This is a genomic window from Salmonella sp. SAL03688 (genome assembly GCF_046551895.1).
Taxonomy (GTDB): domain Bacteria; phylum Pseudomonadota; class Gammaproteobacteria; order Enterobacterales; family Enterobacteriaceae; genus Salmonella; species Salmonella enterica.
Genome location: NZ_JBGDVI010000005.1, coordinates 21,795 through 47,378, shown reverse-complemented (window position 1 = coordinate 47,378; position 25,584 = coordinate 21,795). Strand labels below are relative to the sequence as shown.

General features: G+C 53.2%; 19 protein-coding genes. 12 read left to right on the top strand and 7 right to left on the bottom strand.

What is annotated here, in order from left to right:
• Positions 1-46: 46 nt before the first annotated feature.
• The 5 genes from ACLJR2_RS06680 (at position 47) to ACLJR2_RS06660 (ending at position 7,698) form a co-directional block, all read left to right on the top strand.
• Positions 47-3,787, top strand: a complete 3,741-nt coding sequence (locus tag ACLJR2_RS06680) for a nitrate reductase subunit alpha (RefSeq protein WP_000040413.1) — start codon at positions 47-49, stop codon at positions 3,785-3,787.
• Entirely contained in the window at positions 3,784-5,328 is a 1,545-nt protein-coding gene (narH, locus tag ACLJR2_RS06675; protein ID WP_000702582.1) for a nitrate reductase subunit beta, read from the top strand. Before ACLJR2_RS06680 ends, narH begins: the two co-directional genes overlap by 4 nt.
• The gene (gene narW / locus ACLJR2_RS06670) at positions 5,328-6,023 is read left to right on the top strand and encodes a nitrate reductase molybdenum cofactor assembly chaperone (protein ID WP_001166286.1); all 696 of its coding nucleotides are present in this window, start codon (positions 5,328-5,330) and stop codon (positions 6,021-6,023) included. Before narH ends, narW begins: the two co-directional genes overlap by 1 nt.
• Positions 6,020-6,700 carry a respiratory nitrate reductase subunit gamma gene (gene narI, locus ACLJR2_RS06665; RefSeq protein WP_000617106.1) on the top strand — a complete coding sequence of 227 codons (681 nt, stop codon included), beginning with the start codon at positions 6,020-6,022 and terminating at the stop codon, positions 6,698-6,700. Before narW ends, narI begins: the two co-directional genes overlap by 4 nt.
• A gap of 104 nt (positions 6,701-6,804) precedes the next feature.
• Positions 6,805-7,698 carry a PhzF family isomerase gene (locus tag ACLJR2_RS06660; protein WP_000804289.1) on the top strand — a complete coding sequence of 298 codons (894 nt, stop codon included), beginning with the start codon at positions 6,805-6,807 and terminating at the stop codon, positions 7,696-7,698.
• A gap of 35 nt (positions 7,699-7,733) precedes the next feature.
• Here ACLJR2_RS06660 and nhoA read toward each other — a convergent pair whose 3' ends face one another.
• Positions 7,734-8,579, bottom strand: coding sequence for an N-hydroxyarylamine O-acetyltransferase (gene nhoA, locus ACLJR2_RS06655; protein ID WP_000200321.1), 846 nt, complete (start codon positions 8,577-8,579; stop codon positions 7,734-7,736).
• Between the two features lie 283 nt (positions 8,580-8,862).
• Positions 8,863-9,495, bottom strand: coding sequence for a type III secretion system effector SteA (gene steA / locus ACLJR2_RS06650; protein WP_001534055.1), 633 nt, complete (start codon positions 9,493-9,495; stop codon positions 8,863-8,865).
• A 511-nt stretch (positions 9,496-10,006) separates the two neighbouring features.
• Between steA and ansP the strand changes: the two genes are divergently transcribed.
• A complete protein-coding gene (gene ansP, locus ACLJR2_RS06645) occupies positions 10,007-11,500 on the top strand; it encodes an L-asparagine permease (RefSeq protein WP_000857112.1) in 1,494 nt (497 codons plus the stop codon).
• A 76-nt stretch (positions 11,501-11,576) separates the two neighbouring features.
• Here ansP and ACLJR2_RS06640 read toward each other — a convergent pair whose 3' ends face one another.
• A complete protein-coding gene (locus tag ACLJR2_RS06640) occupies positions 11,577-11,798 on the bottom strand; it encodes a YgdI/YgdR family lipoprotein (RefSeq protein WP_000732362.1) in 222 nt (73 codons plus the stop codon).
• Positions 11,799-11,942: 144 nt separating this feature from the next.
• The gene (locus ACLJR2_RS06635) at positions 11,943-13,004 is read right to left on the bottom strand and encodes a YncE family protein (protein ID WP_000550645.1); all 1,062 of its coding nucleotides are present in this window, start codon (positions 13,002-13,004) and stop codon (positions 11,943-11,945) included.
• Positions 13,005-13,267: 263 nt separating this feature from the next.
• Between ACLJR2_RS06635 and pqqU the strand changes: the two genes are divergently transcribed.
• Positions 13,268-15,388, top strand: coding sequence for a TonB-dependent receptor PqqU (gene pqqU / locus ACLJR2_RS06630; protein ID WP_000692048.1), 2,121 nt, complete (start codon positions 13,268-13,270; stop codon positions 15,386-15,388).
• 66 nt (positions 15,389-15,454) lie between these two features.
• Here the strand turns inward: pqqU and mcbR are convergent, their stop codons facing one another.
• Both mcbR and ACLJR2_RS06620 read right to left on the bottom strand, forming a co-directional pair.
• Positions 15,455-16,120, bottom strand: coding sequence for a colanic acid/biofilm transcriptional regulator McbR (mcbR, locus tag ACLJR2_RS06625; RefSeq protein WP_001119592.1), 666 nt, complete (start codon positions 16,118-16,120; stop codon positions 15,455-15,457).
• A 333-nt stretch (positions 16,121-16,453) separates the two neighbouring features.
• Complete coding sequence (locus ACLJR2_RS06620) at positions 16,454-17,491, bottom strand: NADP-dependent oxidoreductase (RefSeq protein WP_001534077.1); 1,038 nt, start codon at positions 17,489-17,491, stop codon at positions 16,454-16,456.
• Positions 17,492-17,702: 211 nt separating this feature from the next.
• On the opposite strand from ACLJR2_RS06620, the gene mddA reads away from it, so the two are divergent.
• Positions 17,703-18,218 (top strand): L-methionine sulfoximine/L-methionine sulfone acetyltransferase, encoded by a 516-nt coding sequence (gene mddA / locus ACLJR2_RS06615; RefSeq protein WP_000155372.1) that lies wholly within the window; start codon positions 17,703-17,705, stop codon positions 18,216-18,218.
• On the top strand, positions 18,218-18,667 hold the full coding sequence (locus ACLJR2_RS06610; RefSeq protein WP_001076571.1) for a DMT family transporter: 450 nt from the start codon (positions 18,218-18,220) through the stop codon (positions 18,665-18,667). The genes mddA and ACLJR2_RS06610 overlap by 1 nt, the downstream gene beginning before the upstream one ends.
• A gap of 4 nt (positions 18,668-18,671) precedes the next feature.
• Here ACLJR2_RS06610 and ACLJR2_RS06605 read toward each other — a convergent pair whose 3' ends face one another.
• Positions 18,672-18,905 (bottom strand): YdcY family protein, encoded by a 234-nt coding sequence (locus tag ACLJR2_RS06605; RefSeq protein ID WP_000018720.1) that lies wholly within the window; start codon positions 18,903-18,905, stop codon positions 18,672-18,674.
• Between the two features lie 223 nt (positions 18,906-19,128).
• Between ACLJR2_RS06605 and srfA the strand changes: the two genes are divergently transcribed.
• Genes srfA through srfC form a run of 3 tightly spaced genes read left to right on the top strand, consistent with a single transcriptional unit; the run spans position 19,129 to position 25,581 of the window.
• On the top strand, positions 19,129-20,454 hold the full coding sequence (srfA, locus tag ACLJR2_RS06600) for a virulence-associated effector SrfA (RefSeq protein WP_001534084.1): 1,326 nt from the start codon (positions 19,129-19,131) through the stop codon (positions 20,452-20,454).
• 4 nt (positions 20,455-20,458) lie between these two features.
• The gene (locus ACLJR2_RS06595; protein WP_001534102.1) at positions 20,459-23,440 is read left to right on the top strand and encodes a virulence factor SrfB; all 2,982 of its coding nucleotides are present in this window, start codon (positions 20,459-20,461) and stop codon (positions 23,438-23,440) included.
• Entirely contained in the window at positions 23,437-25,581 is a 2,145-nt protein-coding gene (gene srfC / locus ACLJR2_RS06590) for a virulence-associated effector SrfC (protein WP_000165617.1), read from the top strand. The genes ACLJR2_RS06595 and srfC overlap by 4 nt, the downstream gene beginning before the upstream one ends.
• The last annotated feature ends 3 nt before the right edge of the window (positions 25,582-25,584 follow it).

Genomic DNA, 25,584 nt, shown 5'->3' with positions numbered 1-25,584 from the left:
CAAATCGACAGGATGGCGGAAAATTTATCGAAGCAGGAGAAATGTCATGAGTAAACTGTTGGATCGCTTTCGTTACTTTAAACAAAAAGGCGATACCTTTGCCGACGGCCATGGTCAGGTGATGTATACCAACCGCGATTGGGAAGACAGTTATCGCCAGCGCTGGCAGTTTGATAAGATCGTGCGCTCAACCCACGGCGTCAACTGCACGGGCTCCTGTAGCTGGAAAATTTATGTCAAAAACGGTCTGGTGACGTGGGAAACTCAGCAAACCGACTACCCGCGCACGCGTCCTGATTTGCCGAACCATGAACCGCGCGGCTGCCCGCGCGGCGCCAGCTACTCCTGGTATCTCTATAGCGCCAATCGTCTGAAATACCCTCTGGTGCGTAAGCGGCTGATAGAACTGTGGCGCGAGGCCCTTTCCCGGCACAGCGATCCGGTACTGGCATGGGAATCTATAATGAACGACCCGCAAAAATGCCAAAGTTACAAACAGGTGCGCGGACATGGCGGCTTTATTCGTTCGAACTGGAAAGAGCTGAATCAGCTCATTGCCGCCGCTAACGTCTGGACAATCAAAACCTATGGCCCGGATCGTGTGGCGGGATTTTCACCTATTCCGGCGATGTCGATGGTTTCTTACGCCGCCGGAACACGTTATCTGTCATTGCTTGGCGGTACTTGCCTGAGCTTCTATGACTGGTATTGCGATCTTCCGCCCGCGTCGCCAATGACCTGGGGCGAGCAGACTGACGTGCCGGAGTCCGCCGACTGGTATAACTCAGCCTACATTATTGCCTGGGGCTCTAACGTGCCGCAGACGCGTACCCCGGACGCCCACTTCTTTACCGAAGTGCGCTACAAAGGCACCAAGACGATCGCCATCACCCCGGACTATTCCGAAGTCGCTAAACTGTGCGATCAGTGGCTGGCGCCAAAGCAAGGTACCGACAGCGCGCTGGCGATGGCCATGGGTCACGTCATTTTGAAAGAGTTTCATCTCGATAATCCCAGCGACTATTTTCTTAACTATTGCCGCCGTTATACCGACATGCCAATGCTGGTCCTGTTGGATGAGCGCGCAGACGGTAGTTATGTACCGGGGCGTATGATGCGCGCGTCGGATCTGGTGGATGGACTGGGAGAAGCCAATAATCCGGAATGGAAAACCGTCGCGTTCAACAGTACGGGCGAACTGGTCGCGCCCAACGGTTCTATCGGTTTTCGCTGGGGAGAAAAGGGAAAATGGAACCTGGAACCGGTGGCGGCAGGCGTCGAAACTGAACTGTCGCTCTCTTTACTCGGTCAGCATGATGACGTGGCGGGTGTCGCTTTCCCCTATTTTGGCGGCAACGAAAACCCACATTTTCGCAGCGTGCGGCAGGAACCGGTACTGGTACGTCAGTTACCGGTGAAACGCCTGGATCTGGCGGACGGTAGCGAGCGGATGGTCGTCAGCGTTTACGATCTGGTGCTGGCGAATTATGGGCTGGATCGTGGTCTGGATGACTGCCATAGCGTCAATAATTATAACGACGTAAAAGCCTACACGCCGGCCTGGGGCGAACAGATTACCGGCGTGCCGCGTCGACATATCGAAACTATTGCGCGTGAATTTGCCGAGACCGCCCATAAAACTCACGGTCGTTCGATGATCATCCTCGGCGCGGGAGTGAATCACTGGTATCACATGGATATGAATTACCGTGGGATGATTAACATGCTGGTGTTCTGCGGCTGTGTTGGACAAACCGGCGGCGGCTGGGCGCACTATGTCGGCCAGGAGAAGCTGCGGCCGCAAACCGGCTGGCTGCCGCTGGCCTTCGCGCTGGACTGGAATCGCCCGCCGCGTCAGATGAACAGTACCTCGTTTTTCTACAACCATGCCAGCCAGTGGCGCTATGAAAAACTGACTGCGCAAGAGTTGCTGTCGCCGCTGGCCGATCCGGCTAAATTTTCCGGACACCTGATCGATTTCAACGTGCGCGCGGAACGTATGGGCTGGCTACCCTCGGCGCCGCAGCTTAATCTTAACCCGCTCAGCGTGAAAGCGAGCGCCGATAAAGCCGGGCTGTCTGCGGCGGATTATACCGTGCAGGCGTTGAAATCAGGCGCTATCCGTTTTGCCTGCGAACAGCCTGACAGTGGTCATAATCACCCGCGAAATTTATTTGTCTGGCGCTCTAACCTGCTCGGCTCCTCCGGGAAAGGTCATGAGTACATGCTCAAATATCTGCTGGGCACAGACAGCGGTATCCAGGGCGAAGCGCTGGGCTCCAGCGAAGGAATTAAGCCTGAAGAGGTGGAATGGCAGTCCGCCGCGATTGAGGGCAAGCTCGATCTGTTGGTCACGCTTGATTTCCGTATGTCCAGTACCTGTCTGTTTTCCGATATCGTCTTGCCGACCGCCACCTGGTATGAAAAAGACGATATGAATACCTCGGATATGCATCCGTTTATCCACCCCCTTTCCGCCGCGGTCGATCCTGCCTGGGAATCCAAAAGCGACTGGGAGATCTACAAAGGCATCGCCAGCGCCTTTTCTGAAGTGTGTGTCGGACACCTCGGACAGGAAACCGATGTGGTGTTACACCCGCTCCAGCATGATTCCCCGGCGGAACTGGCGCAGCCATTTGATATTCTCGACTGGCGTAAAGGCGAGTGCGAACTTATTCCGGGCAAAACCGCCCCCAATATCGTCGTGGTTGAACGCGATTATCCGGCCACCTATGAACGTTTTACCTCGCTGGGTCCCCTGCTGGATAAATTGGGCAACGGCGGTAAGGGTATTGCCTGGAATACGCAAGATGAAGTCGATTTCCTCGGTAAGCTCAATTACACCAAACACGATGGCCCGGCGAAAGGACGTCCGCGGATCGACACCGCGCTGGATGCCTCGGAAGTGATTCTTGCCTTAGCGCCGGAAACTAACGGCCAGGTGGCGGTGAAAGCCTGGCAGGCGTTGGGCGAGATGACCGGGCGCGAGCACACCCATCTGGCCATCAATAAAGAAGATGAGAAAATTCGCTTTCGTGATATCCAGGCGCAACCGCGCAAAATTATCTCCAGCCCGACCTGGTCAGGACTGGAAAGCGAACATGTCTCTTATAACGCCGGCTATACCAACGTACATGAACTGATCCCGTGGCGCACGTTGTCGGGGCGGCAACAACTCTATCAGGATCATGCGTGGATGCGCGCTTTTGGCGAAAGCCTGGTGGCATATCGTCCGCCGATTGATACCCGCAGCGTCAGCAAAATGCGAGAAATTCCGCCCAACGGTTTCCCGGAAAAAGCGCTTAACTTCCTGACGCCGCACCAGAAATGGGGAATTCACTCCACCTACAGCGAAAACCTGCTGATGCTGACCTTGTCGCGCGGCGGGCCGATTGTCTGGATCAGCGAAGCCGATGCCCGTGAATTGGGTATTGAAGATAACGACTGGATTGAAGCCTTCAACGCTAATGGCGCCCTTACCGCTCGTGCGGTGGTCAGCCAGCGCGTTCCGCCGGGTATGACCATGATGTACCACGCCCAGGAGCGAATTATGAATATTCCGGGCTCGGAAGTGACCGGGATGCGCGGCGGGATCCATAACTCCGTGACCCGGGTCTGTCCAAAACCGACGCATATGATCGGCGGCTATGCGCAACTGGCTTACGGCTTCAACTATTACGGAACCGTGGGTTCGAATCGCGATGAATTCATCATGATCAGGAAGATGAAAAACATTAACTGGCTGGATGATGAGGGCCGGGATCAGGTACAGGAGGCGAAAAAATGAAAATACGCTCACAGGTTGGGATGGTACTGAATCTCGATAAATGTATTGGCTGTCACACCTGCTCCGTCACCTGTAAAAACGTCTGGACCGGACGTGAAGGGATGGAATACGCATGGTTCAATAACGTCGAAACTAAACCGGGCATCGGCTATCCCAAAAACTGGGAAGACCAGCAGGAGTGGCAAGGCGGTTGGGTTCGTGATGTTAATGGCAAGATAAGGCCCCGTCTGGGCGGCAAAATGGGGGTAATTAGCAAAATTTTCGCCAACCCGGTGATTCCGCAAATCGATGATTACTACGAACCCTTTACCTTCGATTATCAGCATTTACATCATGCGCCGGAGAGTAAGCATCAGCCCACTGCCCGTCCTCGTTCACTGATTGACGGAAAACGGATGGACAAGGTGATCTGGGGGCCAAACTGGGAAGAGCTGCTCGGCGGCGAGTTTGAAAAACGCGCCCGCGACCGTAACTTCGACAACATACAAAAAGAGATGTACGGTCAGTTCGAAAACACCTTCATGATGTACCTGCCGCGCCTGTGCGAACACTGCCTGAACCCCAGTTGTGTCGCCACCTGCCCAAGTGGCGCTATTTATAAGCGTGAAGAAGACGGCATCGTGCTAATCGACCAGGATAAATGCCGGGGCTGGCGTTTGTGTATCAGCGGCTGCCCGTACAAAAAAATCTACTTTAACTGGAAGAGCGGCAAGTCTGAGAAGTGCATATTTTGCTATCCGCGTATTGAATCCGGCCAGCCGACCGTTTGTTCGGAAACCTGCGTCGGGCGCATCCGTTATCTTGGCGTTCTGCTCTACGACGCCGACAGGATTGAAGAAGCGGCCAGTACCGAACACGAGACAGATTTGTATGAACGTCAGTGCGATGTGTTTCTCAATCCGCACGATCCGGCGGTCATTGAAGAGGCGCTTAAACAGGGCATCCCGCAAAACGTCATCGACGCCGCCCAACGGTCGCCGGTGTACAAAATGGCGATGGACTGGAAGCTGGCGCTTCCGCTGCACCCGGAATACCGTACCCTGCCGATGGTCTGGTACGTACCGCCGCTGTCGCCCATCCAGTCATACGCCGACGCGGGCGGGTTGCCGCACAATGGCAATATTCTGCCGGCGGTGGAGACGCTGCGTATTCCGGTCCAGTACCTGGCCAATATGCTCAGCGCGGGCGATACCGGTCCGGTCATTCGGGCGCTAAAGCGGATGATGGCGATGCGCCACTACATGCGCTCGCAGACGGTTGAAGGCGTCACGGATACCCGCGCCATTGACGAAGTGGGTCTGAGCGTACAACAGGTTGAAGAGATGTATCGCTACCTGGCGATTGCCAATTATGAAGATCGTTTTGTCATTCCCACCAGCCACCGGGAAATGGCGCGCGATGCCTTTCCGGAGCGCAACGGCTGCGGCTTTACTTTTGGCGACGGTTGCCACGGGTCGGATACCAAATTCAACCTGTTCAACAGTAGCCGTATTGATGCCATCAATATCACCGAAGTACGTGATAAAGCGGAGGGGGAATAATGCAAATCCTCAAAGCGATTGGCCTGTTGATGGAGTATCCGGACGACGAGTTGTGGGAATGTCGGGATGAAGCGCTTGCCCTTATCCAACACGATGCGCCAATGCTGGCCGACTTCACTCGCGAGCTGCTTTATGCGCCGTTACTGGATAAACAAGCAGAATGGTGCGAAGTGTTTGACCGCGGGCGCGCCACTTCATTGCTGTTATTCGAGCATGTTCATGCGGAGTCCCGCGATCGCGGCCAGGCGATGGTCGATTTGTTAAGCCAGTATGAAACCGTGGGCCTGCAGCTCAACTGCCGCGAACTACCGGATCACCTGCCGCTCTATCTGGAGTACTTAAGCGTGTTGCCGGAAGCGGAAGCTCGCGAGGGATTACAGAATATTGCCCCTATTCTGGCGCTGCTGGGCGGTCGTCTGAAACAGCGAGGAGCGCCGTGGTATCAACTGTTTGACGCCCTGCTGACGCTGGCGGGCAGTACGCTTACAAGTGACAGTGTCACCAAGCAAATTGTTCAGGAATCGCGGGATGATACCTGTCAGGCACTGGATGCCGTCTGGGAAGAAGAGCAGGTGAAGTTTATCGAAGATAACGCCACGACCTGTGACAGTTCACCGTTACACCATTATCAACGACGCTTTAGCCAGGACGCGGCGCCGCAGTACGTCGACGTCAGCGCGGGAGGCCCGAAATGATACAGTACCTGAACGTCTTTTTTTACGACATCTACCCCTATATTTGCGCCACGGTATTCTTCCTCGGCAGTTGGCTGCGCTATGACTACGGACAATATACCTGGCGCGCGTCGTCCAGCCAGATGCTGGATAAGCGTGGGATGGTGATATGGTCGAATCTGTTCCATATTGGCATTCTGGGGATCTTTTTTGGCCATCTGTTTGGGATGCTGACGCCACACTGGATGTATGCCTGGTTCCTGCCGATTGCGGTAAAACAGCAGATGGCGATGATCCTCGGCGGCGTGTGCGGCGTATTAACGTTGATCGGCGGCGCGGGATTACTGTGGCGTCGTCTGACCAATCAGCGTGTGCGGGCGACATCCACTACACCAGATATTATCATCATGAGCATTTTGCTCATTCAGTGCCTGCTTGGCCTGAGCACTATTCCGTTTTCGGCGCAATATCCGGATGGCAGCGAAATGATGAAGTTGGTGGGCTGGGCGCAAAGTATTGTCACCTTCCGCGGCGGGTCTTCGGAAATGCTGAGTGGTGTGGCGTTTGTTTTCCGCGTTCATCTGGTGCTGGGAATGACTATTTTCCTGCTCTTCCCGTTCACCCGTCTGGTTCATGTCTGGAGCGCGCCGTTTGAGTATTTCACCCGTCGCTACCAGATTGTTCGTACCCGCCGCTAATTCTCTTTGCCCGGGGGTACGCTTACCGGGCAAAGAAAACACATGGGCGTCGTCATTCGGCAACGCACAGGCTATGATGATTCTTCAGTCAAAGGAGAACATCAATGAAACCGCAGATTTACCATGTTGACGCCTTCACCAGCGAACCCTTTCGCGGCAACTCTGCTGGCGTTGTCTTACATGCGGATACGCTAAGAGACGCGCAGATGCAGCTGATTGCCCGTGAACTTCGTCACTCGGAAACCGCCTTTTTGCTAAAAAGCGAAGAGAGTGATGTGCGCATACGCTACTTTACACCGACAGTAGAAGTCCCCATCTGTGGTCATGCCACCGTGGCCGCGCATTATGTTCGGGCAACGGTACTGGGGTTGGGAAACACCACCGTCTGGCAAACCTCGTTAGCGGGCCGTCATCGCGTTGAAATTCATGCCGAACACAACGACTATCGCATCACGCTGGAACAAGGTCAGCCCTCTTTTGAACCACCGTTAGTCGGAGAGATTCGGGCTGCCATTATCACCGCGCTGAACCTGACTGAAGATGATATCGTGCCGGGAGCGCCAATTCAGGTGGCTTCAACAGGACATGAAAAAGTGATGATCCTGCTCAAACCAGACGTTGATATTGATGCCCTTTCTCCGAATCTGGCAGCCCTGACGGCAATCAGCCAGCAAATTGGCTGTAACGGCTTTTTTCCTTTCCAGATTCGTCCGGGAAAAAACGAAACCGATGGGCGAATGTTTTCCCCGGCGATAGGAATTGTGGAAGATCCGGTAACGGGAAACGCCAATGGCCCGATGGGGGCATGGCTCGTCCATCATGGCCTGATGGCGCATGACGGTAAAACGCTGCAGATTCAAGGCCATCAGGGGCGCGCTTTAGGCAAAGAGGGTACTGTTGATGTTACCGTCACCATTCGCGATAACCAGCCGGAAAACGTCACCATCTCCGGCCAGGCGGTCATTCTGTTTCATGCCGAATGGGCCATTACTTTTTAATCTTTGTCAGGCCCGCAAACCCTCGCGGCAAAAAATTATTTTCCCGCCTCCGGATGGGTATCAAATGCAGCCATTACCGCGGCCAGCTCCGCCTCGGTAAAACCGTGCTTTACATCATTTACGCCGAGACCAAACTGCTGCTGAAGTAACTGATACAACGACGGTACATCCGGTACATTGACCTGTTCAACGGCATGTCCCTGGTGGTAACGCGTGAAGTGGAAATTCGTTAATGTCAGCTTGCCGCCATCAGGCAAATGGCGGCACATCAACAAATGATGACGAAAATGGGATTGCGGCCAGTGAGCCGACCAGAAATTGCCCATCACATGATCGCTCTGCTGCTGCACCCCCAGATCAAAACAGTACATCGACTGCCAGTGCTCATGGTGGCGGAATTGTAAAATCCATGTGCTCCCCTCCTGCATCAGACGGTATTCGCCATGCGGCGTTTGCTGAGCAATTTCAGCCTGCAGACGAAGCGGCGCGGTTAGCGTTTGGCCGCCAAACCCCACGTCAGCGATCCACTGCTCATCCTCAACATCAACCAGCAGCAAACGGTGCGTGCGCGGCGGTAAACTGGCAGGATGAGACAGAATGACCCGCCCCAATAAGCTTCGGACGTTAAAACCGATGTCGCGTAACGCACGTTCAAACAGGCCATTCAGTTCAAAACAGTATCCACCGCGTCGGGCATAAAGCAGTTTCTCCTCTAATGCCGTCTCATCGAGCTGTATTTCACGAGGCAGTAGCACATCCAGATTTTCAAAAGGAATCGCGCAGTTGTGCGCTAAGTGAAGCGTTCTGAGCGCTTCAACCGTAGGAACCTCCAACGGCTGACAATGTAATCGCGTAAAATAAGCATGTAAAAAAGAGGTCATCTGAGGCTTCCATTAACATTAATGCTTGCGTTCGGCACACAGGCTGAGGCGGATATCGCTGCGCAACAGGATACCCTATCCGTGGAATAGCGTTGGATACTTTTGAAAAAAATAAGACAGGCCGGCTGTCGCGCCGGAGGTACGTGGAATTTTGGCGTACAAACGGAAATCGGGTTCTGAGAATCTCTTTGCGACACGCCGCCAAAATAGCGGCGTGTTAAAATTTTTAACGCCGGCTCAGCGAGTCTGATTTCTAACAAAACTGGCTAAACATAAACGCTTTTTAATAATTGTCCAAATAGTTATGGTAGCGAGCTTTTATGTCGGCCGCCCATTGCGCTTTCGCCTCCTGCATGTTGCTGGCCCGAGCGATATAATATTCTAAACACGGAATGGCGCCTAATGCCTGAGGTAAGGCATTATATGCTGCCATTCGCTCTCTGACGGTTTTATATTTTTCATCAATATCATAATCATAGTACGCTGGCGCTTCAAAAAAGCCCTCTTCCAGTCTCATACAAATCTCTTCAAAGGACCCCTTAACCTCAACGGTATGTTCGCCATCCGATATCCTGACGATTGGCTCACGTCCAGCCATCAGCGAGAGTTGTTCGAATGTTAACCTCCGACCATCAGAAAGGTCGACATCTATAGTATACAGCCCATCACACACAGCATCAGCAAGGTGATTATGGATATTCCCTGCATTGGCACAGAACTCATCAACTTTAGGCGTAACATTGCAATAATGTTCAATTACTCGCGTAAATCCGTAGGCCAGTCCTGCGGTAAGCACAAACAAGATGCCTTTCATGATTTTTGTTGATAATTTATTTTCATAATCTCCTGCAGCAACATGAGGTAGCTTATTTCCTGATAAAGCTCTGGCATAGGTAGAAACTGATGTATGTGGCATATCCTGCTCCTTCAAATTTTGCTCAATAGCTTTATATGTCCTACTCCTCTCTCATTATGACGATATGTCAATCAACAAAATTGCTCAAAGGCATACATTTTCAGGAGAAAAGGAGAATAACAGGCGCAACGGCCTTATTTATGCTGCTTCAATATCGTCAGGTGGTTTACCGTACGAGGTCATATCTATGACCATAAATCCCCGCAGGGATTAACGCTGATTAATTATTGCGCAACGCAATCACTGCGGATTTGTGCTGGCGTCTTATCTGGCTGAATCGTGACCACACCGCACCACATCTGACCACACAAATAAACTCGACATCCTCATTTTGTTCTTTCCGTATGTTTTGCGTCATTTAACAATTGCAGGTAGGATGCTCCGCCGGCGGTTTTATCCCTGTCACAGAATCAGGGAAAAGCGGCATTCGCCATTGCAGGCAATCGATTGGTGAGCGCCCGTCGCGGCATAAGGAATTTTTCTGTCAGGACAGGCTATAACAGGTAACGTAATGAAAACACAGACTACGCACGCCGCAGAACAACATGCGGCGAAACGACGCTGGCTGAACGCCCATGAAGAGGGGTATCACAAAGCGATGGGGAATCGTCAGGTTCAGATGATTGCTATCGGCGGCGCGATTGGCACCGGTTTATTTTTAGGTGCAGGCGCCCGATTGCAAATGGCCGGACCGGCACTGGCGCTGGTCTATCTGATATGCGGTATTTTTTCTTTTTTCATTTTACGCGCGCTGGGCGAACTGGTATTGCACCGTCCTTCCAGCGGGAGCTTCGTCTCCTACGCCCGTGAATTTTTGGGTGAAAAAGCGGCCTACGTCGCAGGCTGGATGTACTTTATTAACTGGGCGATGACCGGGATCGTCGATATCACCGCAGTGGCGTTATATATGCACTACTGGGGCGCATTTGGCGACGTTCCGCAATGGGTGTTCGCGCTCGGTGCGTTAACCATTGTCGGTACCATGAACATGATCGGCGTAAAATGGTTTGCCGAAATGGAGTTCTGGTTCGCGCTGATAAAAGTACTCGCCATTGTTATCTTCCTGGTGGTAGGCACGATTTTTCTCGGTACCGGTCAACCGCTTGAGGGTAATGCCACCGGTTTTCACCTGATTACAGATAATGGCGGCTTTTTCCCGCACGGTCTGTTGCCCGCGCTGGTACTGATTCAGGGCGTAGTGTTCGCTTTTGCTTCGATTGAACTGGTCGGTACCGCCGCTGGGGAGTGCAAAGATCCACAGACGATGGTGCCAAAAGCCATCAATAGCGTGATCTGGCGTATTGGTCTTTTCTATGTAGGATCGGTCGTATTGCTGGTTTTGCTGCTGCCGTGGAACGCCTACCAGGCGGGGCAAAGTCCGTTTGTCACCTTCTTTTCTAAACTTGGCGTGCCTTATATCGGCAGTATTATGAATATCGTGGTGTTAACCGCCGCGCTTTCCAGCCTGAACTCCGGGCTTTACTGTACGGGGAGAATTTTACGTTCAATGTCGATGGGGGGTTCCGCGCCGAAATTCATGGCGAAAATGAGCCGTCAGCATGTGCCCTATGCGGGTATTCTGGCGACTCTGGTGGTTTACGTGGTCGGCGTGTTCCTGAATTACCTGGTCCCCTCCCGCGTGTTTGAGATCGTTCTTAATTTTGCCTCGCTCGGCATTATCGCGTCGTGGGCGTTTATCATGGTGTGCCAGATGCGTTTACGCCAGGCGATAAAAGAAGGCAAAGCCGCAGACGTCAGTTTTAAACTGCCCGGCGCGCCTTTTACCTCCTGGCTAACGCTGCTGTTTTTACTAAGCGTGCTGGTACTCATGGCGTTTGACTACCCGAATGGAACTTACACTATCGCCTCGTTGCCGCTGATCGCCATTCTGCTGGTCGCCGGCTGGTTTGGCGTGCGACGTCGTGTGGCGGAGATCCATCGCACTGCGCCAGTGACGGCGGATTCGACAGAGAGTGTCGTATTGAAAGAAGAAGCAGCGACATAACATTCCCCCTCCCCGGCAGCCCCAGGCCTGCCGGGTTTAATGCGCGTTGCCGCCAACACCGCATCGCGCCCAATGCTTAGTCAGCCTTAATCAACTGCGCCACATCATTGCTGTTAATTTCCCGCTGGTTGCCTTCCTGATCGGTATAACTGGTCATCCCCGTCTCTTTATCTAACTGTGGCTTACCCTGAGTTACGATCGTTTGCCCATTCTTCGTCGTCATCACATAGTTGGTTGTGCAACCCGCAAGCATAAAAAACATCATGCCCAAACCTGAGCATATAAATAACTTTTTCATATTTTCCTCGTGAATATAATGAGTTAACTACAGCAAAAAGGCAGTGTAATTCTCACAGAATCATCAGGCTATCGGCGGGGTGTAACGAGGCGTATCGGTGCGTTTAAAGAGATGACTGGAGGGGTTTCCCCCTCCATACCCTATTTACAGAGCAATGCGAATAACATCATCCGGCTGCGTCGCTTCCTGTTCACGTGTCGATTTCTGCTTCACGCTGACGTAGAGCGTTTTACCATCTGCCGATAGGGCCAGGCTATTCGGGTACGTCGGCGTATCGAACGTTTTAACAACGTTATAGGTCTTCGCATCGATCACGCTGACCTGCCCTGCCTGACGATGCGTCACGTAAGCCTCGTTACGTGTCGGATTATACAGGACGGCCAAAGAGGCAGGCGCCGCGATTTTGGCAAGAATATTGCCATTACGGGTATCGACAACCAGGACTTCAGTCGCCTTCGAGTCGGTGATAAACGCGCGATGACCTGCGGTATCGAGACTCAGGTTAATAAAGAAGTGTTCTTTACCGTCATCCAGCAACTTCTTACGACTGAGAATTTTATTGCTGGCGGTATCGATGGTGATAAATTCACCATCCGCATTGGTGGTGTACAGGCGTTGCGCTTTACTGTCGAGCGCCAGACCCGTACTCATTTTGCCGGTATTTTCGATCGTCGTTTTCAGTTTGATGGTTTCGCCATCCACTACCCAAATAGCACTCTCTTTACCAACACCGCTAATGTAGATCGTGTTGGTCGCCGCATCGGCAACCAGCTCACGGGGCTGTAACGGACGAACCTCTTCAGTACGTTTGCGCTCATCAAGTACCAGACGACCTTTTACATCACCCGTTTTGGCATCAATTGCGGTAACAGCGCTGTTAATGGTATTGCCAAACCACAGCGTTTGGGTCGCGGCATTGATGGTGGCGCCGAACGGCTTGAGATCGTTATGAATCGCTTGCGTGATTTCCAGCGTCACCGGGTCGAGACGATAAACTACGCCGCCTTTATCCAGTTTACGGCTTTGCGATGTAGCCAGCCAGAGCGCGTTTTCTTGCTGACTCCAGGCCATCTCATAAGCGCCTTTGCCTACCGCTTTACGCAGCATGTCTTCCGCCGCCAGCGTGCTAAATGAGGATGCGACGAGGAGCGAACCTAACAATAAAGAACCACGCAGGCGCGGCGAAAAAAGATGACGTAAGTGCATGACGACTCCCTTTGATAAAAACGTGTATAGCTGCTTCACACTACTTCGCTGCGCGGGATCTTCGTTCCGCACTTATTATAAGTTGAGAATAATAATCATTATTTATCAGAAAGTGGAGCTTTTCCTCGCCTGCGAATGTCATGGCTCTTAAATACCGCACATTTTCTTAACTTAATGTGCGATTAAAATTTCAAAACTTTACATATTGACTACCCTTAATGTCACGTTTTCCGTTGATACGCTTACATTTATCCGGCATTTTCATGAAAATTATTTCCGTTAGACAGCGACTTTATCCCGCCCTCTTATTGCCTCTGACCTTCTCCCCGGTCCTTCAGGCCGCCAGCGCGCCCAATGAACAAACCATGATAGTCACCGCAACGCCGCAAACCGTATCCGAACTGGATACACCTGCCGCCGTTAGCGTCATTGAGGGAGAAGACATGCGTCTGGCGACGCCGCGCGTTAATTTATCTGAGACTTTAACCAGCGTCCCGGGATTGCAGGTGCAGAACCGGCAGAACTACGCGCAGGATCTGCAAATCTCTATCCGTGGATTTGGCTCGCGTTCCGCCTTTGGCGTGCGCGGCATTCGTCTGTATGTTGATGGCATTCCCGCCACCATGCCGGATGGACAAGGCCAGATTTCGAATATTGATATTAACAGCATACAAGACGTTGAAGTGTTACGCGGCCCCTTCTCAGCGCTATACGGCAATGCTTCCGGCGGCGTGATAAATGTCACCACCGAAACCGGGAGACAGCCGCCCACCCTTGAGGCCAGCAGCTACTACGGCAGTTATGGAAGCTGGCGCTATGGGCTAAAAGCCACGGGCGCGATGGGTGACGGCACACAGCCTGGCGACGTGGATTACACGGTATCAACTACCCGTTTCACCACCCACGGCTACCGCGATCACAGCGGCGCGCGAAAAAATCTGGCTAATGCCAAACTGGGCGTGCGCCTTGACGATGTCAGTAAACTCTCGCTGATTTTTAATAGTGTGGACATTAAGGCGGACGATCCCGGCGGACTTACCGAATTTGAATGGAAAGCCGATCCGCAACAGGCGCCCCGCGCTGAACAGTACAATACGCGTAAAACCATCAAACAAACTCAGGCAGGATTGCGTTATGAACGTCAGCTCAGCGCGCAGGATGATATCAGCGTGATGGCCTACGCCGGAGAGCGGGAAACCACGCAATACCAGTCTATTCCCCTGGTGGCACAGCTAAAACCGGCTCAGGCTGGCGGCGTAATTACACTGCAACGCCACTATCAGGGCATTGATTCCCGCTGGACTCACCGGGGAGAATTAGGTGTGCCGGTTACCTTCACTGGCGGAGTAAACTATGAAAACATGAGCGAAAACCGCAAGGGTTACAATAATTTCCGTCTCAACAACGGCACCCCTGAGTTCGGGCATAAAGGCGATTTACGGCGGGATGAGCGTAACCTGATGTGGAATGTCGATCCTTATCTGCAAACCCAGTGGCAGCTTACGCAAAAACTCTCGCTGGATGCTGGCGTGCGCTACAGTTCCGTGTGGTTCGATTCTAACGATCACTATATCGCGCCCGGCAATGGCGATGACAGCGGCGACGCCAGCTATCACCACTGGCTACCCGCCGGATCGCTAAAATATGCGTTAACTGACGCCTGGAATCTCTATCTTGCTGCCGGTCGCGGATTTGAAACTCCCACTATCAATGAACTTTCTTATCGCGCTGACGGCCAAAGCGGGTTCAACTTTGACCTCAAACCGTCGACCAATGATACGGTGGAAGTCGGCAGTAAAACGCGGATTGGCAATGGCTTGTTGACCGCCGCGTTATTTCAAACCGATACCGATGATGAAATTGTTGTCGCCAGCAGTATGGGAGGACGCACTACCTACAAAAACGCGGGCAAAACGCGCCGCCAGGGCGCAGAGCTCGCGTTGGACCAGCGCTTCGCCGGCGACTGGCGGGTGAAAGCATCATGGACCTGGCTGGATGCGACCTATCGCAGTAACGTTTGTCAGGGGCAAAACTGTGATGGAAACCGGATGCCCGGCATCGCCCGTAATATGGGATTCGCCTCATTAGGTTTTATCCCGGATGAGGGGTGGTACGCCGGAACAGACGTTCGGTATATGGGCGATATCATGGCCAATGATGAAAATACCGCCAAAGCGCCTTCGTATACCGTTGTTGGACTAAATACAGGGTATAAATTTAATTACAGTCAGCTTACCGTCGATATTTTTGGGCGGGTAGATAATCTATTTGATAAAGAATATATCGGTTCGGTGATCGTTAATGAATCTAATGGCCGATATTATGAGCCAGCGCCAGGGCGTAACTATGGCGTGGGGATTAATCTGGCATGGCAATTTGAATAAATATCCGGCAAATATCCGGCAATAGCGGGGAATCCCCGCTATTGATAAGTCATAGTTTCATGAAGGTTACATGAAGTACTGATTTTTAATCGTCGCTACGTTTTGTTGCAAAACGTTCTGTAGGCAGTGGCGACTGGCTTCTTTATCACCAGTCACTAACGCATTAAGCAATTTTCTGTACAGATTAACGCCGTTTTGATAATCATCAAGTTTAAAATTATCATATAAAAAATGCAGGCTTGGCCCCAGGCGTACCCATAATTGCTCGATCATGGCATACAGCGTTGGCATATCCGCGTAGTGGTAGATCTCAAAGCGGAATGCGCGGTTGGCCAAAAGAATTTTCTCCATAACGCCACTTTCCAGCGCCTGTTGAAATTCATCTAATAGCGCATTCAGCGTCTGCTCGCGATCCGGAGTAATCTTACCCGCAGCGGCGACCACCGCCATCTCCTCCAGGGCAGTACGAATCGTATTAATTTCCAGCAAACTTTCCAGCGAGATCTCCGGCACCATAAACGCCTGTGCTGGCGCCACCGCCAAAGCACTGGAAGAGACCAGCCTTAACAGGGCCTCACGCACCGGCGTAATACTGACGCCTAACTCTTGAGCGATATTTTTAGTGATAAGCCTTGCGCCTGGTTTTAATGCGCCAATAGACAATTGATGCTTTAACCGATTTTCAACCTGTGTGGTCAGGCTTATATGTTGTGTTTTTTCCGTACCCGGCATTTTCCTTCCTTCACCTCTTGGCAGAACAACATCGCAATCGAGTCCCGAAGAAGTTTCGGAACTTAATTGTAAAAAAGATAATCCAGACCTGAACGGCCAAATAAATAAAAGTGATAATTTACTTGCGTGATATTCTCATCTTTTACAACAATACAGGTTTCTTTATGGCAACCGTTTTATCTCCGTCATTCCTTCATGTATCGAGATTTTTGACCGGTTCAGGCCGCTGAGGGAGATAAGCTGCCCCACCGCGATCTGAATGATGAATATAAGTAAAGCCGGAATTTTAAAATTTGCACATTTTTATGGCGACATAATGCCGCCATTTTTTCTTTACGCATCGTCCGCTAAACGTATCACGACTTTGCCAAAGTTCTTCCCCGCCAGCAGCCCCATAAACGCTTCTGGCGCATTTTCCAGCCCATCAGTAATCTGCTCCCGGTAATGTATTTTCCCTTCTTTGATCCAACGCCCCATTTCTTGCTGAAACTCATGTATCCGGTGACCATAGTCCTGGTTGATGATAAAACCTTGCAGGCGAATACGCTTTTTAAGTAATGTCGCCATCAGCAGTGGCAGTCTGTCTGGACCGTCCGGCAACGTTGTCGCATTGTAGCCGCTGACCAGACCGCAGAGCGGAATCCGCGCCGACGTATTCAGTAGCGGTAAGACGGCGTCAAAGACTTTACCACCGACATTCTCATAATAGATATCGATACCCTGCGGGCAGGCCTGCGCAAGCTGTTGTGGGAAATTATCAGCGTGATGATCAAGGCACAGATCAAATCCCAAAACGTCTGTCGCATGACGGCATTTTTCCGCGCCGCCGGCAATACCCACGACCCGGCAGCCCTTCAGCTTGCCAATTTGCCCAACCGTTGCGCCTACGGGGCCGGTGGCGGCGGCGACAACCAGCGTTTCGCCCTCTTTCGGCTGGCCGATATCCAGTAACCCCATATAGGCGGTAAACCCCGGCATTCCTAAAATACCCAATGACCAGGAAGGATGTTGCGGATTATCACCCAGCTTTACCAACCCTTCGCCATCTGAAATGTCATAATCCTGCCAACCATTGTAACTCAACACCCATTCGTCTGGTCGGTAATCAGGATGGTTTGACGCGACAACGCGACTGACCGTACCGCCAACCATAACGCAGCCAGGTTCAACTGGCGGCGCATAAGAGGGTTCATCGCTCATGCGGCCACGCATATAAGGGTCGAGTGATAAAAAAACGGTACGCAATAGCACCTGCCCTTCACCGGGCGTCGCGACGTCATCTTCTTCGAGGCGGAAGTTATCCATCTGCGGCGTGCCGTGGGGACGCGAGGCCAAAACCCAACGACGATTTCGGTTGGTCTGTTGCTTCATTCTATTCTCCTCATGCCTGGCATAATCCATCAATAATAGTCGAACATTAGCTTTCTGAGGGAGTTAAACACTCTCAGATATCAGGCTGTGCGCTTTTATGAACGACTTTCTTTCCCCTCTCGCTAAATATGAATTCTTGCGCTAATTCGTTGATTTATGCCGCCTTCAATAGTATTTCTAACACTATCGTAAACATTCCCTGGGGTTCCCTATGACGATTCGCTTTGCCGATAAAGCAGACTGCGCCGCGATTACCGAAATCTATAACCATGCGGTATTACATACTGCGGCCATCTGGAACGATCGGACGGTCGATACGGATAATCGCCTTGCCTGGTATGAGGCCCGTCAATTACTGGGCTATCCGGTGCTGGTAAGCGAAGAAAATGGCGTGGTGACTGGCTATGCATCATTTGGCGATTGGCGCAGTTTCGACGGTTTTCGCTATACCGTCGAGCACTCGGTTTATGTTCATCCGGCGCACCTGGGGAAAGGACTGGGGCGAAAGCTGCTCAGCAGACTGATCGACGAAGCCCGACGCTGCGGCAAGCATGTGATGGTGGCCGGTATTGAGTCACAGAATGCCGCCTCGATACGCCTGCATCATTCGCTGGGATTTACCGTTACCGCGCAAATGCCGCAGGTCGGCGTAAAATTTGGCCGTTGGTTAGATCTTACGTTTATGCAGCTCCAGCTTGATGAACACGCTGCGCCGGACGCCTGCTGATGAACCAGTCGCTGACGCTTATCTTTTTGATCGCCGCCGGCGTCGGGCTGGTGGTACAGAACAGTATTATGGTGCGTATTACGCAGACATCATCGACGATTCTGATCGCTATGCTGTTGAACTCGCTGGTAGGGATCGTTTTATTTGTGACGATATTGTGGTTTAAGCAAGGCGCTACGGGCTTCGGCGAGCTGGTCGCCAGCGTGCGCTGGTGGACATTGATCCCCGGTCTGCTGGGGTCATTTTTTGTATTTGCCAGCATTAGCGGGTATCAGAACGTTGGCGCCGCGACGACTATCGCGGTACTGGTCGCCAGCCAGTTAATCGGCGGACTGGCGCTGGATATCGCGCGTAGCCACGGCGTCACGTTACGCGCAATGGTCGGGCCGGCGTTTGGCGCGCTGTTGCTGGTCATTGGCGCATGGCTGATTGCGAAGCGCCAGTTTTAATGGGTTACAGGATCGTGCCGCCTTTGGTGAGCTGCTCGCGGCGCGCGTCCCGATCTTCTTGATATTGCCTGCCGTGATGCGCGATAGCCGTGCGTAAACGCTGCTGCTGCACATAACGATCTTCGCGACGTAATTCAGCGTCATCGCTCAAGGCAATCAGCAATTCATTCATATGGGCAATTACGCTCTCCGCGATGGCGGCATCCACGCGGGCGCTCACTTCCTCCAGGTGCGACATAAGCTCTCCTACTCTTTATTCTGTAACAGCATGATTCGCCTATTATACGCGTTATTGTCGCCCGATGCGGTAATTCGCCGCCGCCACCCTGATTTAACTTACGTCAAGTGGAAACACGGGGCTTAATAGACCGAGAATTCGCGCCTTTTTGCCTTTCTTCCGCCGTTTGCTTGCGTATAGACCCCGTAAAGTAGACGCGTGAAGAAGTCTAAGGGATAACAACGTGGCAAAATCTCTCTTGCGCAGCGGCAATCTGGATGATTATCAGGCCGTGGGCGGCGGCGGTCAGGCCGTATTTGAATCAGCATTGCAAATTCGCGAAACGCTTCGTCTGCGTAAACAGCAGGCGATGGTTGACTGTCTGGCGATTCCGCAACTTAACGATAATGGCGATCGGGTTGACTGGTATTCGCCGATTGAAGGTCAGGCGATAGCGTGGAAAGCGGCTGACGAAGAGACACGTTCTCTGGCTTTACGTTATTTAGCCAGCACTTTTGAAAGCGCGGCTGCACTCAGTCGCAAAAGTCTGCAATCCGGTAAAACAGCGCTTCAGCTATTTGGATCGCTACTTGAGAAGGCGACGCAATTTCCCGGCGAAAATCATGTTTTCCTGGTTAACGGCAAACCGGTTATCACCTTCTGGGGATTCGTTAATCTCAACGAAAATACACGCGATGATGTGCTGGACTGCCTGCGGATAACCGAGGCAATCCCTGACATCCCGCTGGTCGAGCCGGAGCCGGAACCCGAAGCAAAGCCGCTGGTAGAGGCGGCATTTAGTCAGGCGGATGAACCTTTGTTAACGTCTGTCATTGAGCCGCCGAAAATGCCGGAGGAACCTGTTGCGCCGCCCGTTATCGTTAGCGAGCCGAAGCCGGCCACACCCATCCCGGTCGCTGAGGCGAAAAGAGCTCACCGTCTACCGCTGTGGAGCTTACCTGTCGCTGCCGTGGTTATCGCCGCCGTCGCCACGCCTTTTTTCTGGCCATCTTCATCCGTTGACGGGTCCTCTCCTGTTCGCGCCGCGCCTGTCGCTACCGCGAAAACTGACGTTACCCCCTTGCCTGAACTCACCGCGCATTTGCCGCTGCATCGCGCTGAGGTGACGCCCGCCCCCAAAGCGGCGCCGCTGCCGGAAGCGCCTGTTATCATTGCCGCTATCCCCAAAGACGCGCTGGTGATGGACAGTACGCAGATGAAGCTTGGAACCACGCGCTTTTTAAACGGTAGCTGGCGGGTCAGCGTGGATGTCAAAGATCCGATTACCGGCAAGCCGCCCTCTCTGCGTTATCAGATCCAAAATAACAAAGGTATCGCGCGCGTAGTACATGGCGATAACGTGGTTTGTCGGGCGGAAATTTTCTCTGGTCTGCATCAAACGGGCGAGCTGATGATTAAAAGTCGCGGCAATGCGCGCTGCACCGACGGCTCACGTTATTCGATGCCGGAAATTACCTGTAAAGCAGGCGTCAATGACGTCGCAACCTGTACCGCCCGTTATGGCGACCACGCGGCAATTCCGTTGACGTTTAAAAAGATAGGTGCCTGATTTTATGTTGGTCAATCTGTGTGATTACAAACAGAGCGTCACGCTCATTGCAAACAGCGGCGTCCAGTTTCTTGATTTTGGCTTAACGCCGCAAGAGTCGGCCCACTACGGACGTTTTGTGCGCAAAACGGCAAACGGCCCGCTACTGCGCCTCGATTTTGATCTGACCAGCGGGCGCTACACGTTGCCTGGACGTGCTGGCGGCCAACCCGAAGTCGTGAAACCGGAAAGCACTCAGACGCTGCACTATTCTCTGGATGTACTCGACGGAATCTGGCTTCCCCTGCCGTTCCTGCGTTTTAATCCGCCGCGTACCTTTATTGACGGGCCGGATAACTGGGCGCGCATTCAGGTACGTAAACTCAGCGAGCCAGATAGCGCCGGAAACACACACCGCATCACCCTCGCCTTCGACAGTCAACTGGCAAAAAATATGCCTGCGGCGTTGGCGCCTTGCGAAAACGATCTGCTCAATGGCACACGTTTTGCGCTCGCCTGGCGCGATGAAGAAGTTGCCGATTTTCTTGACCAGACATGGATTGACGGCTGGCTGCGCGAGTCGTTTCTTCAGTATGCCTCACAGGTGGAAAACCGTTCGGAACAGGCCATACAACAAGCGCTGCGTAGCTTTGAGTATCAGGCGCACTGGTTGAATTTACTGACGCTGTTAGGGGAACAGCTTACGGTGCCGGAAGTAAAGTTTGTGACACATACGTTAAGCACGCCCGCAATCCCGGTCGATCTGATTCTGGATGTCGGCAATACGCATACCTGCGGCGTCTTGATCGAGGATCATGGCGATGCGAATGACGGGTTACGCCAGACAGCAGAGCTTCAGGTGCGTTCTTTAAGCGAGCCGCAGTATCTGAACGATCCTTTATTTACCAGCCGGGTAGAATTCTCGGAAGCGCGCTTTGGCAAGCAACACTTTTCTGTCGAAAGCGGACGAGACGACGCCTTTGTCTGGCCTTCCATTGTGCGTGTGGGCGACGAGGCTCGCGCCCTTGCTATGCAGCGTGTGGGCACCGAAGGCAGCAGCGGTATCTCCAGCCCGCGCCGCTACCTGTGGGATGAAACCCCCGCCTTGCAGGACTGGCGCTTTAGCCAGATCCACGGTAAAACGCAGCGCGAACCGCTTGCCACCGCGTTTCCGCTGATGAATCTGATGAACGATGACGGACAGCCGTTATTCCGCCTGCCGCATGAAGAAAGGCTACCGGTTTTTTCGCCGCAATACAGCCGTAGCACCTTGATGACGCATATGTTGTGCGAAATTCTGGCTCAGGCGCTGGGGCAAATTAACAGCGTCGCCACCCGGCTGCGGCTCGGCTTTCCCGCCTCGCCGCGCCAGCTACGCACCCTGATTTTAACGCTGCCTTCCGCCATGCCGAAACAGGAGCGAGAAATTTTCCGCCAGCGAATGTTTGAAGCGCTGGCGCTGGTCTGGAAAGCCATGGGCTGGCATCCGCAGGATGAGGATTTCACCACGCCTAAGCAGCGTGAAAAAAGCGTGGTGCCGGTACCAGAAATACAGATGGAATGGGACGAAGCAAGTTGCGGCCAACTGGTATGGCTTTATAACGAAGCCATTTCGCATTACGCCGGGCGTACCGAATCCTTTTTTAATGCGCTCGCCAGACCGGATCGCCAGCCTGAACCCGGCGTCGTCCCCGGACGCGCGTTGCGCGTGGCATCGATTGATATCGGCGGCGGCACGACGGATATGGCGATCGTTCACTATCAGTTAGATGACGGCGTGGGGGCCAATGTAAAAATTACGCCTCAGCTCCTGTTTCGCGAAGGTTTTAAAGTCGCCGGGGACGATCTGCTATTGGATATCATTCAGCGTTGCGTACTCCCTTCCCTGCAAACGGCGTTGCAACGGGCAGGCGTTACGGATGCCGCCGCCCTGCTGGCGACCTTATTTGGCGATTCGGGACGAATTGATACTCAGGCCATTTTGCGCCAGCAAACGGCGCTGCAATTATTTATGCCGCTGGGCCATGCGGTACTTTCCGCCTGGGAGCAAAGCGACATTAACGATCCGTTTGCCGGTTTACATGCGACATTTGGCGATCTGCTGATCCGCCGCCCAACAAGCAACGTGATGAACTATATCCAGCAGGCGATCGATCATGCCTTACCGTCTGGTTCGCCGACATTTGATATATTCAATGTGCCGTTGCAAATCCAGTTTAGCCAGCTTCAGGAGGCTCTGCTGGCCGGTCAGTTTACGCTGACAACGCCGCTTCATGCAGTCTGCGAAGCGATCTCCCACTATCACTGCGATATCTTGCTGGTGACGGGGAGACCGACCTGTTTACCCGGCGTACAGGCGCTCATCCGGCACTTACAACCGGTGCCGGTTAATCGCATTGTGTGGATGGATAAGTATCAGGTACATGAATGGTATCCCTTCAGTCAACAAGGGCGTATCGGTAATCCAAAATCCACTGCCGCGGTGGGCGCGATGTTATGCAGCCTGGCGCTGGACTTACGTCTGCCGCGTTTCAATTTTAAAGCGGCTGATATCGGCGCGTATTCGACTGTGCGTTATCTTGGCGTACTGGATAATACCGTTAATACCCTTCGCGATGAAAACATCTGGTATCACGAGATCGATTTGGATAAACCCGGCGCGACGCTGGACGCTCGCCTGCATTTTCCGCTACGCGGCAACGTGACGTTGGGCTTTCGTCAACTGGCGAACAGTCGCTGGCCGGCAACCCCACTCTATTGCCTGAGCATTAATTCCGCCGAACTGGCGAAAACCATCGCTGGCGACGGCGTACTGAATGTGCGACTGAAATTACGCGGCAGTAGCAAAGATAGCGCCCCGGAATCGTTCATATTAAGTGATGCCTGGCTCCAGGACGGGACGCCGGTCGCCGCCGATGCGCTGACATTAAAATTGAATACGCTGGCTGACCGTCGCCACAGCGGCAGCCACTACTGGATAGATAGCGGGAGTGTATACCTGAAATGACAAAACCGTTAAACGCCACCCAGGCTGTTATCGAGTGGGTTAACAACACGCGCCGTTACGCAACGCGACTGGATGACGAAGCCGACGCTCTGCTGGCGCAACTTACGCTTGCCGCGGCGGATGAGTCAGCGCTCAACGCCGCCTGCGCATCACATGGCTGCGTCGGTCTGTACGGGTATGCGCAATCCGCAAAAGCGCATCTGCTAACGACGCTATGCGGTAACGAGAATGGCAAGCTGGAAATTATCACGCCGGACCGTGACTATGATTATTTCAGCCACATCAATCCGGGTCATGCGCCAGCGAATATGGCTATTCGCTTTACGCGCGACATTTTTTCAAACGAGAACGGCTGGCCGTTGCGCCTGCGCTTGATCAGTGAAGCCGAACTGGTGCAGATCTTTATTGCCTGGACCAGCGCGTCCCCCATTTGTCGCCAGGTCGAAAAATCCATTATCACATCACGCCTGGAGAAATGGCAATCGCTTCGCCAACCGCAGCCCGTCCCCGGCGTTACCGCTGAAGAGGTAGCGACCATCGCGAGTTTCTGGCGCTCTTGCCTGCCGTCCGCCAGACAACATATTGATGATGCGACATGGCAACACTTTGCCTCGCTCTTGCCTGCACTGGATCTCACGACACGGGCGCACGCCTGGGCATTACTGTGGGGAGAGCAGCCGGAGATCACCCAGCAATGGCTGGCGCTGGCGCATATGTTGCAACAAACCGGCCATGCCGGGGAACTGGCGGCGCCGCTCAGCCTGCTGGTCGATCATTTTGGCTTACCGGCGGAAAACTTCCTGACGCAAATGGCGCTAACCGCCAGCGATACGCAAAGCGATGTGGTGGTGCATCCGGTTAAGGAAGGCCGACTGCTCAATGCGGTCAGCCTTTCGCTTGATTCTCTGGCGCTGCTTACCCGCGAACTGGTGCTAAGCGTTGAAAATAGCGTACTGGATAACGTTGATTTACTGGATATTCCGGTCGCGCCAGACAGTCATCCTCATCCGTTATGGCGGGCGAAATTAGGCTGGATGCTGGCCCATTGCCGTCAGCAGATACAGCCCGATGTTCTGGTGATTTGCAATGCTCTGGCATCTCGCTCGCAAACGTCCACTGCCGCCCGTCACTTACTGGAGTGGGTTAACGCCACGCAGCCGCAGCATGAATCAGCGTTACCCGGCGTCGTCTGGGCTATTACTCCACAGGATGCCCGATTTGCCACCCAGCAAAATCTGGATGAGGCCGTCCAGCAGTTGATGGGTAAACCTGGCGTGCATTGGGGAACGTTGCAGGCGCTGGATAAACACAGTATGCAGCGTTTGGTGGAGTGGTTATCGCAGGCGACATCGGCACCACAGCGACAGGCGCGCTTACAGGCGTTACGCGAACAACTGCGAGGCCGCGTGCGCGATCTGTTACCGATGTTTGATGACGCGCGGCTACCGGTTGAAACCGTGATCCGGCGTCTTCAGGCCCAGGCCGCCAGACATGGCGACCTGCTGGCCGGGCTGTTACCGCCGGTACAGAACTTCGAAGCGTTGCTGCGCACCCGACAGTCGCGAGAAGAACAGGTCAGCGGTTTATTTAATGACGCGATCGATCTCTTTGCCGACGAACCAACGCGCGCTTCAGCGTCAGAAGGTCACGAAACGGGCTATCAGGCGCACAAAATGTGGATCAATCATCTGCGCCAGTGGGCCCACTGCCGGGATAATGCGCAACGTCTGGGACTGGAACCGCAGATGCTCAACGCCGTGGCGGAGATTTTAATTACCGCCAGCTATCGCCTCGGTTTACCTCAGCAGTTACAGAAAACCATGCAGCGCGAGGAGGTGAGCAGCGCGCAGCTTCATGCCATCATTGGTAACTTCATCGCCTGGCTCGGCTACGCCAATATCGAGGAGGCCCAACGCCCGGCCAGCCGCGTTCAGAAAGGCGCAGCCATTTTCGCCGTAACGCCGCGTTCGACAATGTTGCGTCTAACAAAGCTTGACGAACAGCCCGTTCACGCCGCCAGCCGCTATGTCTATGACTGGCTTGTTGCGCTGTATACCCTGGCCAATGAGAACGCAGGATATCGGCATCCGCAGGACGTTACCGACGTAGACAGAGCGCAATTAATTGCCCTGATAGCCTGACCT

Excerpts from the sequence above, each read along its gene's own strand:
- srfC (WP_000165617.1), top strand. The coding sequence starts at position 23,437 with ATGACAAAACCGTTAAACGCCACCCAGGCTGTTATCGAGTGGGTTAAC.
- mddA (WP_000155372.1), top strand. The coding sequence starts at position 17,703 with ATGACGATTCGCTTTGCCGATAAAGCAGACTGCGCCGCGATTACCGAA.
- narW (WP_001166286.1), top strand. The coding sequence starts at position 5,328 with ATGCAAATCCTCAAAGCGATTGGCCTGTTGATGGAGTATCCGGACGAC.
- ACLJR2_RS06605 (WP_000018720.1), bottom strand. The coding sequence starts at position 18,905 with ATGTCGCACCTGGAGGAAGTGAGCGCCCGCGTGGATGCCGCCATCGCG.
- ACLJR2_RS06660 (WP_000804289.1), top strand. The coding sequence starts at position 6,805 with ATGAAACCGCAGATTTACCATGTTGACGCCTTCACCAGCGAACCCTTT.
- ACLJR2_RS06640 (WP_000732362.1), bottom strand. The coding sequence starts at position 11,798 with ATGAAAAAGTTATTTATATGCTCAGGTTTGGGCATGATGTTTTTTATG.
- pqqU (WP_000692048.1), top strand. The coding sequence starts at position 13,268 with ATGAAAATTATTTCCGTTAGACAGCGACTTTATCCCGCCCTCTTATTG.
- mcbR (WP_001119592.1), bottom strand. The coding sequence starts at position 16,120 with ATGCCGGGTACGGAAAAAACACAACATATAAGCCTGACCACACAGGTT.
- steA (WP_001534055.1), bottom strand. The coding sequence starts at position 9,495 with ATGCCACATACATCAGTTTCTACCTATGCCAGAGCTTTATCAGGAAAT.
- nhoA (WP_000200321.1), bottom strand. The coding sequence starts at position 8,579 with ATGACCTCTTTTTTACATGCTTATTTTACGCGATTACATTGTCAGCCG.
- narI (WP_000617106.1), top strand. The coding sequence starts at position 6,020 with ATGATACAGTACCTGAACGTCTTTTTTTACGACATCTACCCCTATATT.
- ACLJR2_RS06595 (WP_001534102.1), top strand. The coding sequence starts at position 20,459 with ATGTTGGTCAATCTGTGTGATTACAAACAGAGCGTCACGCTCATTGCA.
- ACLJR2_RS06635 (WP_000550645.1), bottom strand. The coding sequence starts at position 13,004 with ATGCACTTACGTCATCTTTTTTCGCCGCGCCTGCGTGGTTCTTTATTG.
- ansP (WP_000857112.1), top strand. The coding sequence starts at position 10,007 with ATGAAAACACAGACTACGCACGCCGCAGAACAACATGCGGCGAAACGA.
- ACLJR2_RS06620 (WP_001534077.1), bottom strand. The coding sequence starts at position 17,491 with ATGAAGCAACAGACCAACCGAAATCGTCGTTGGGTTTTGGCCTCGCGT.
- narH (WP_000702582.1), top strand. The coding sequence starts at position 3,784 with ATGAAAATACGCTCACAGGTTGGGATGGTACTGAATCTCGATAAATGT.
- ACLJR2_RS06610 (WP_001076571.1), top strand. The coding sequence starts at position 18,218 with ATGAACCAGTCGCTGACGCTTATCTTTTTGATCGCCGCCGGCGTCGGG.
- ACLJR2_RS06680 (WP_000040413.1), top strand. The coding sequence starts at position 47 with ATGAGTAAACTGTTGGATCGCTTTCGTTACTTTAAACAAAAAGGCGAT.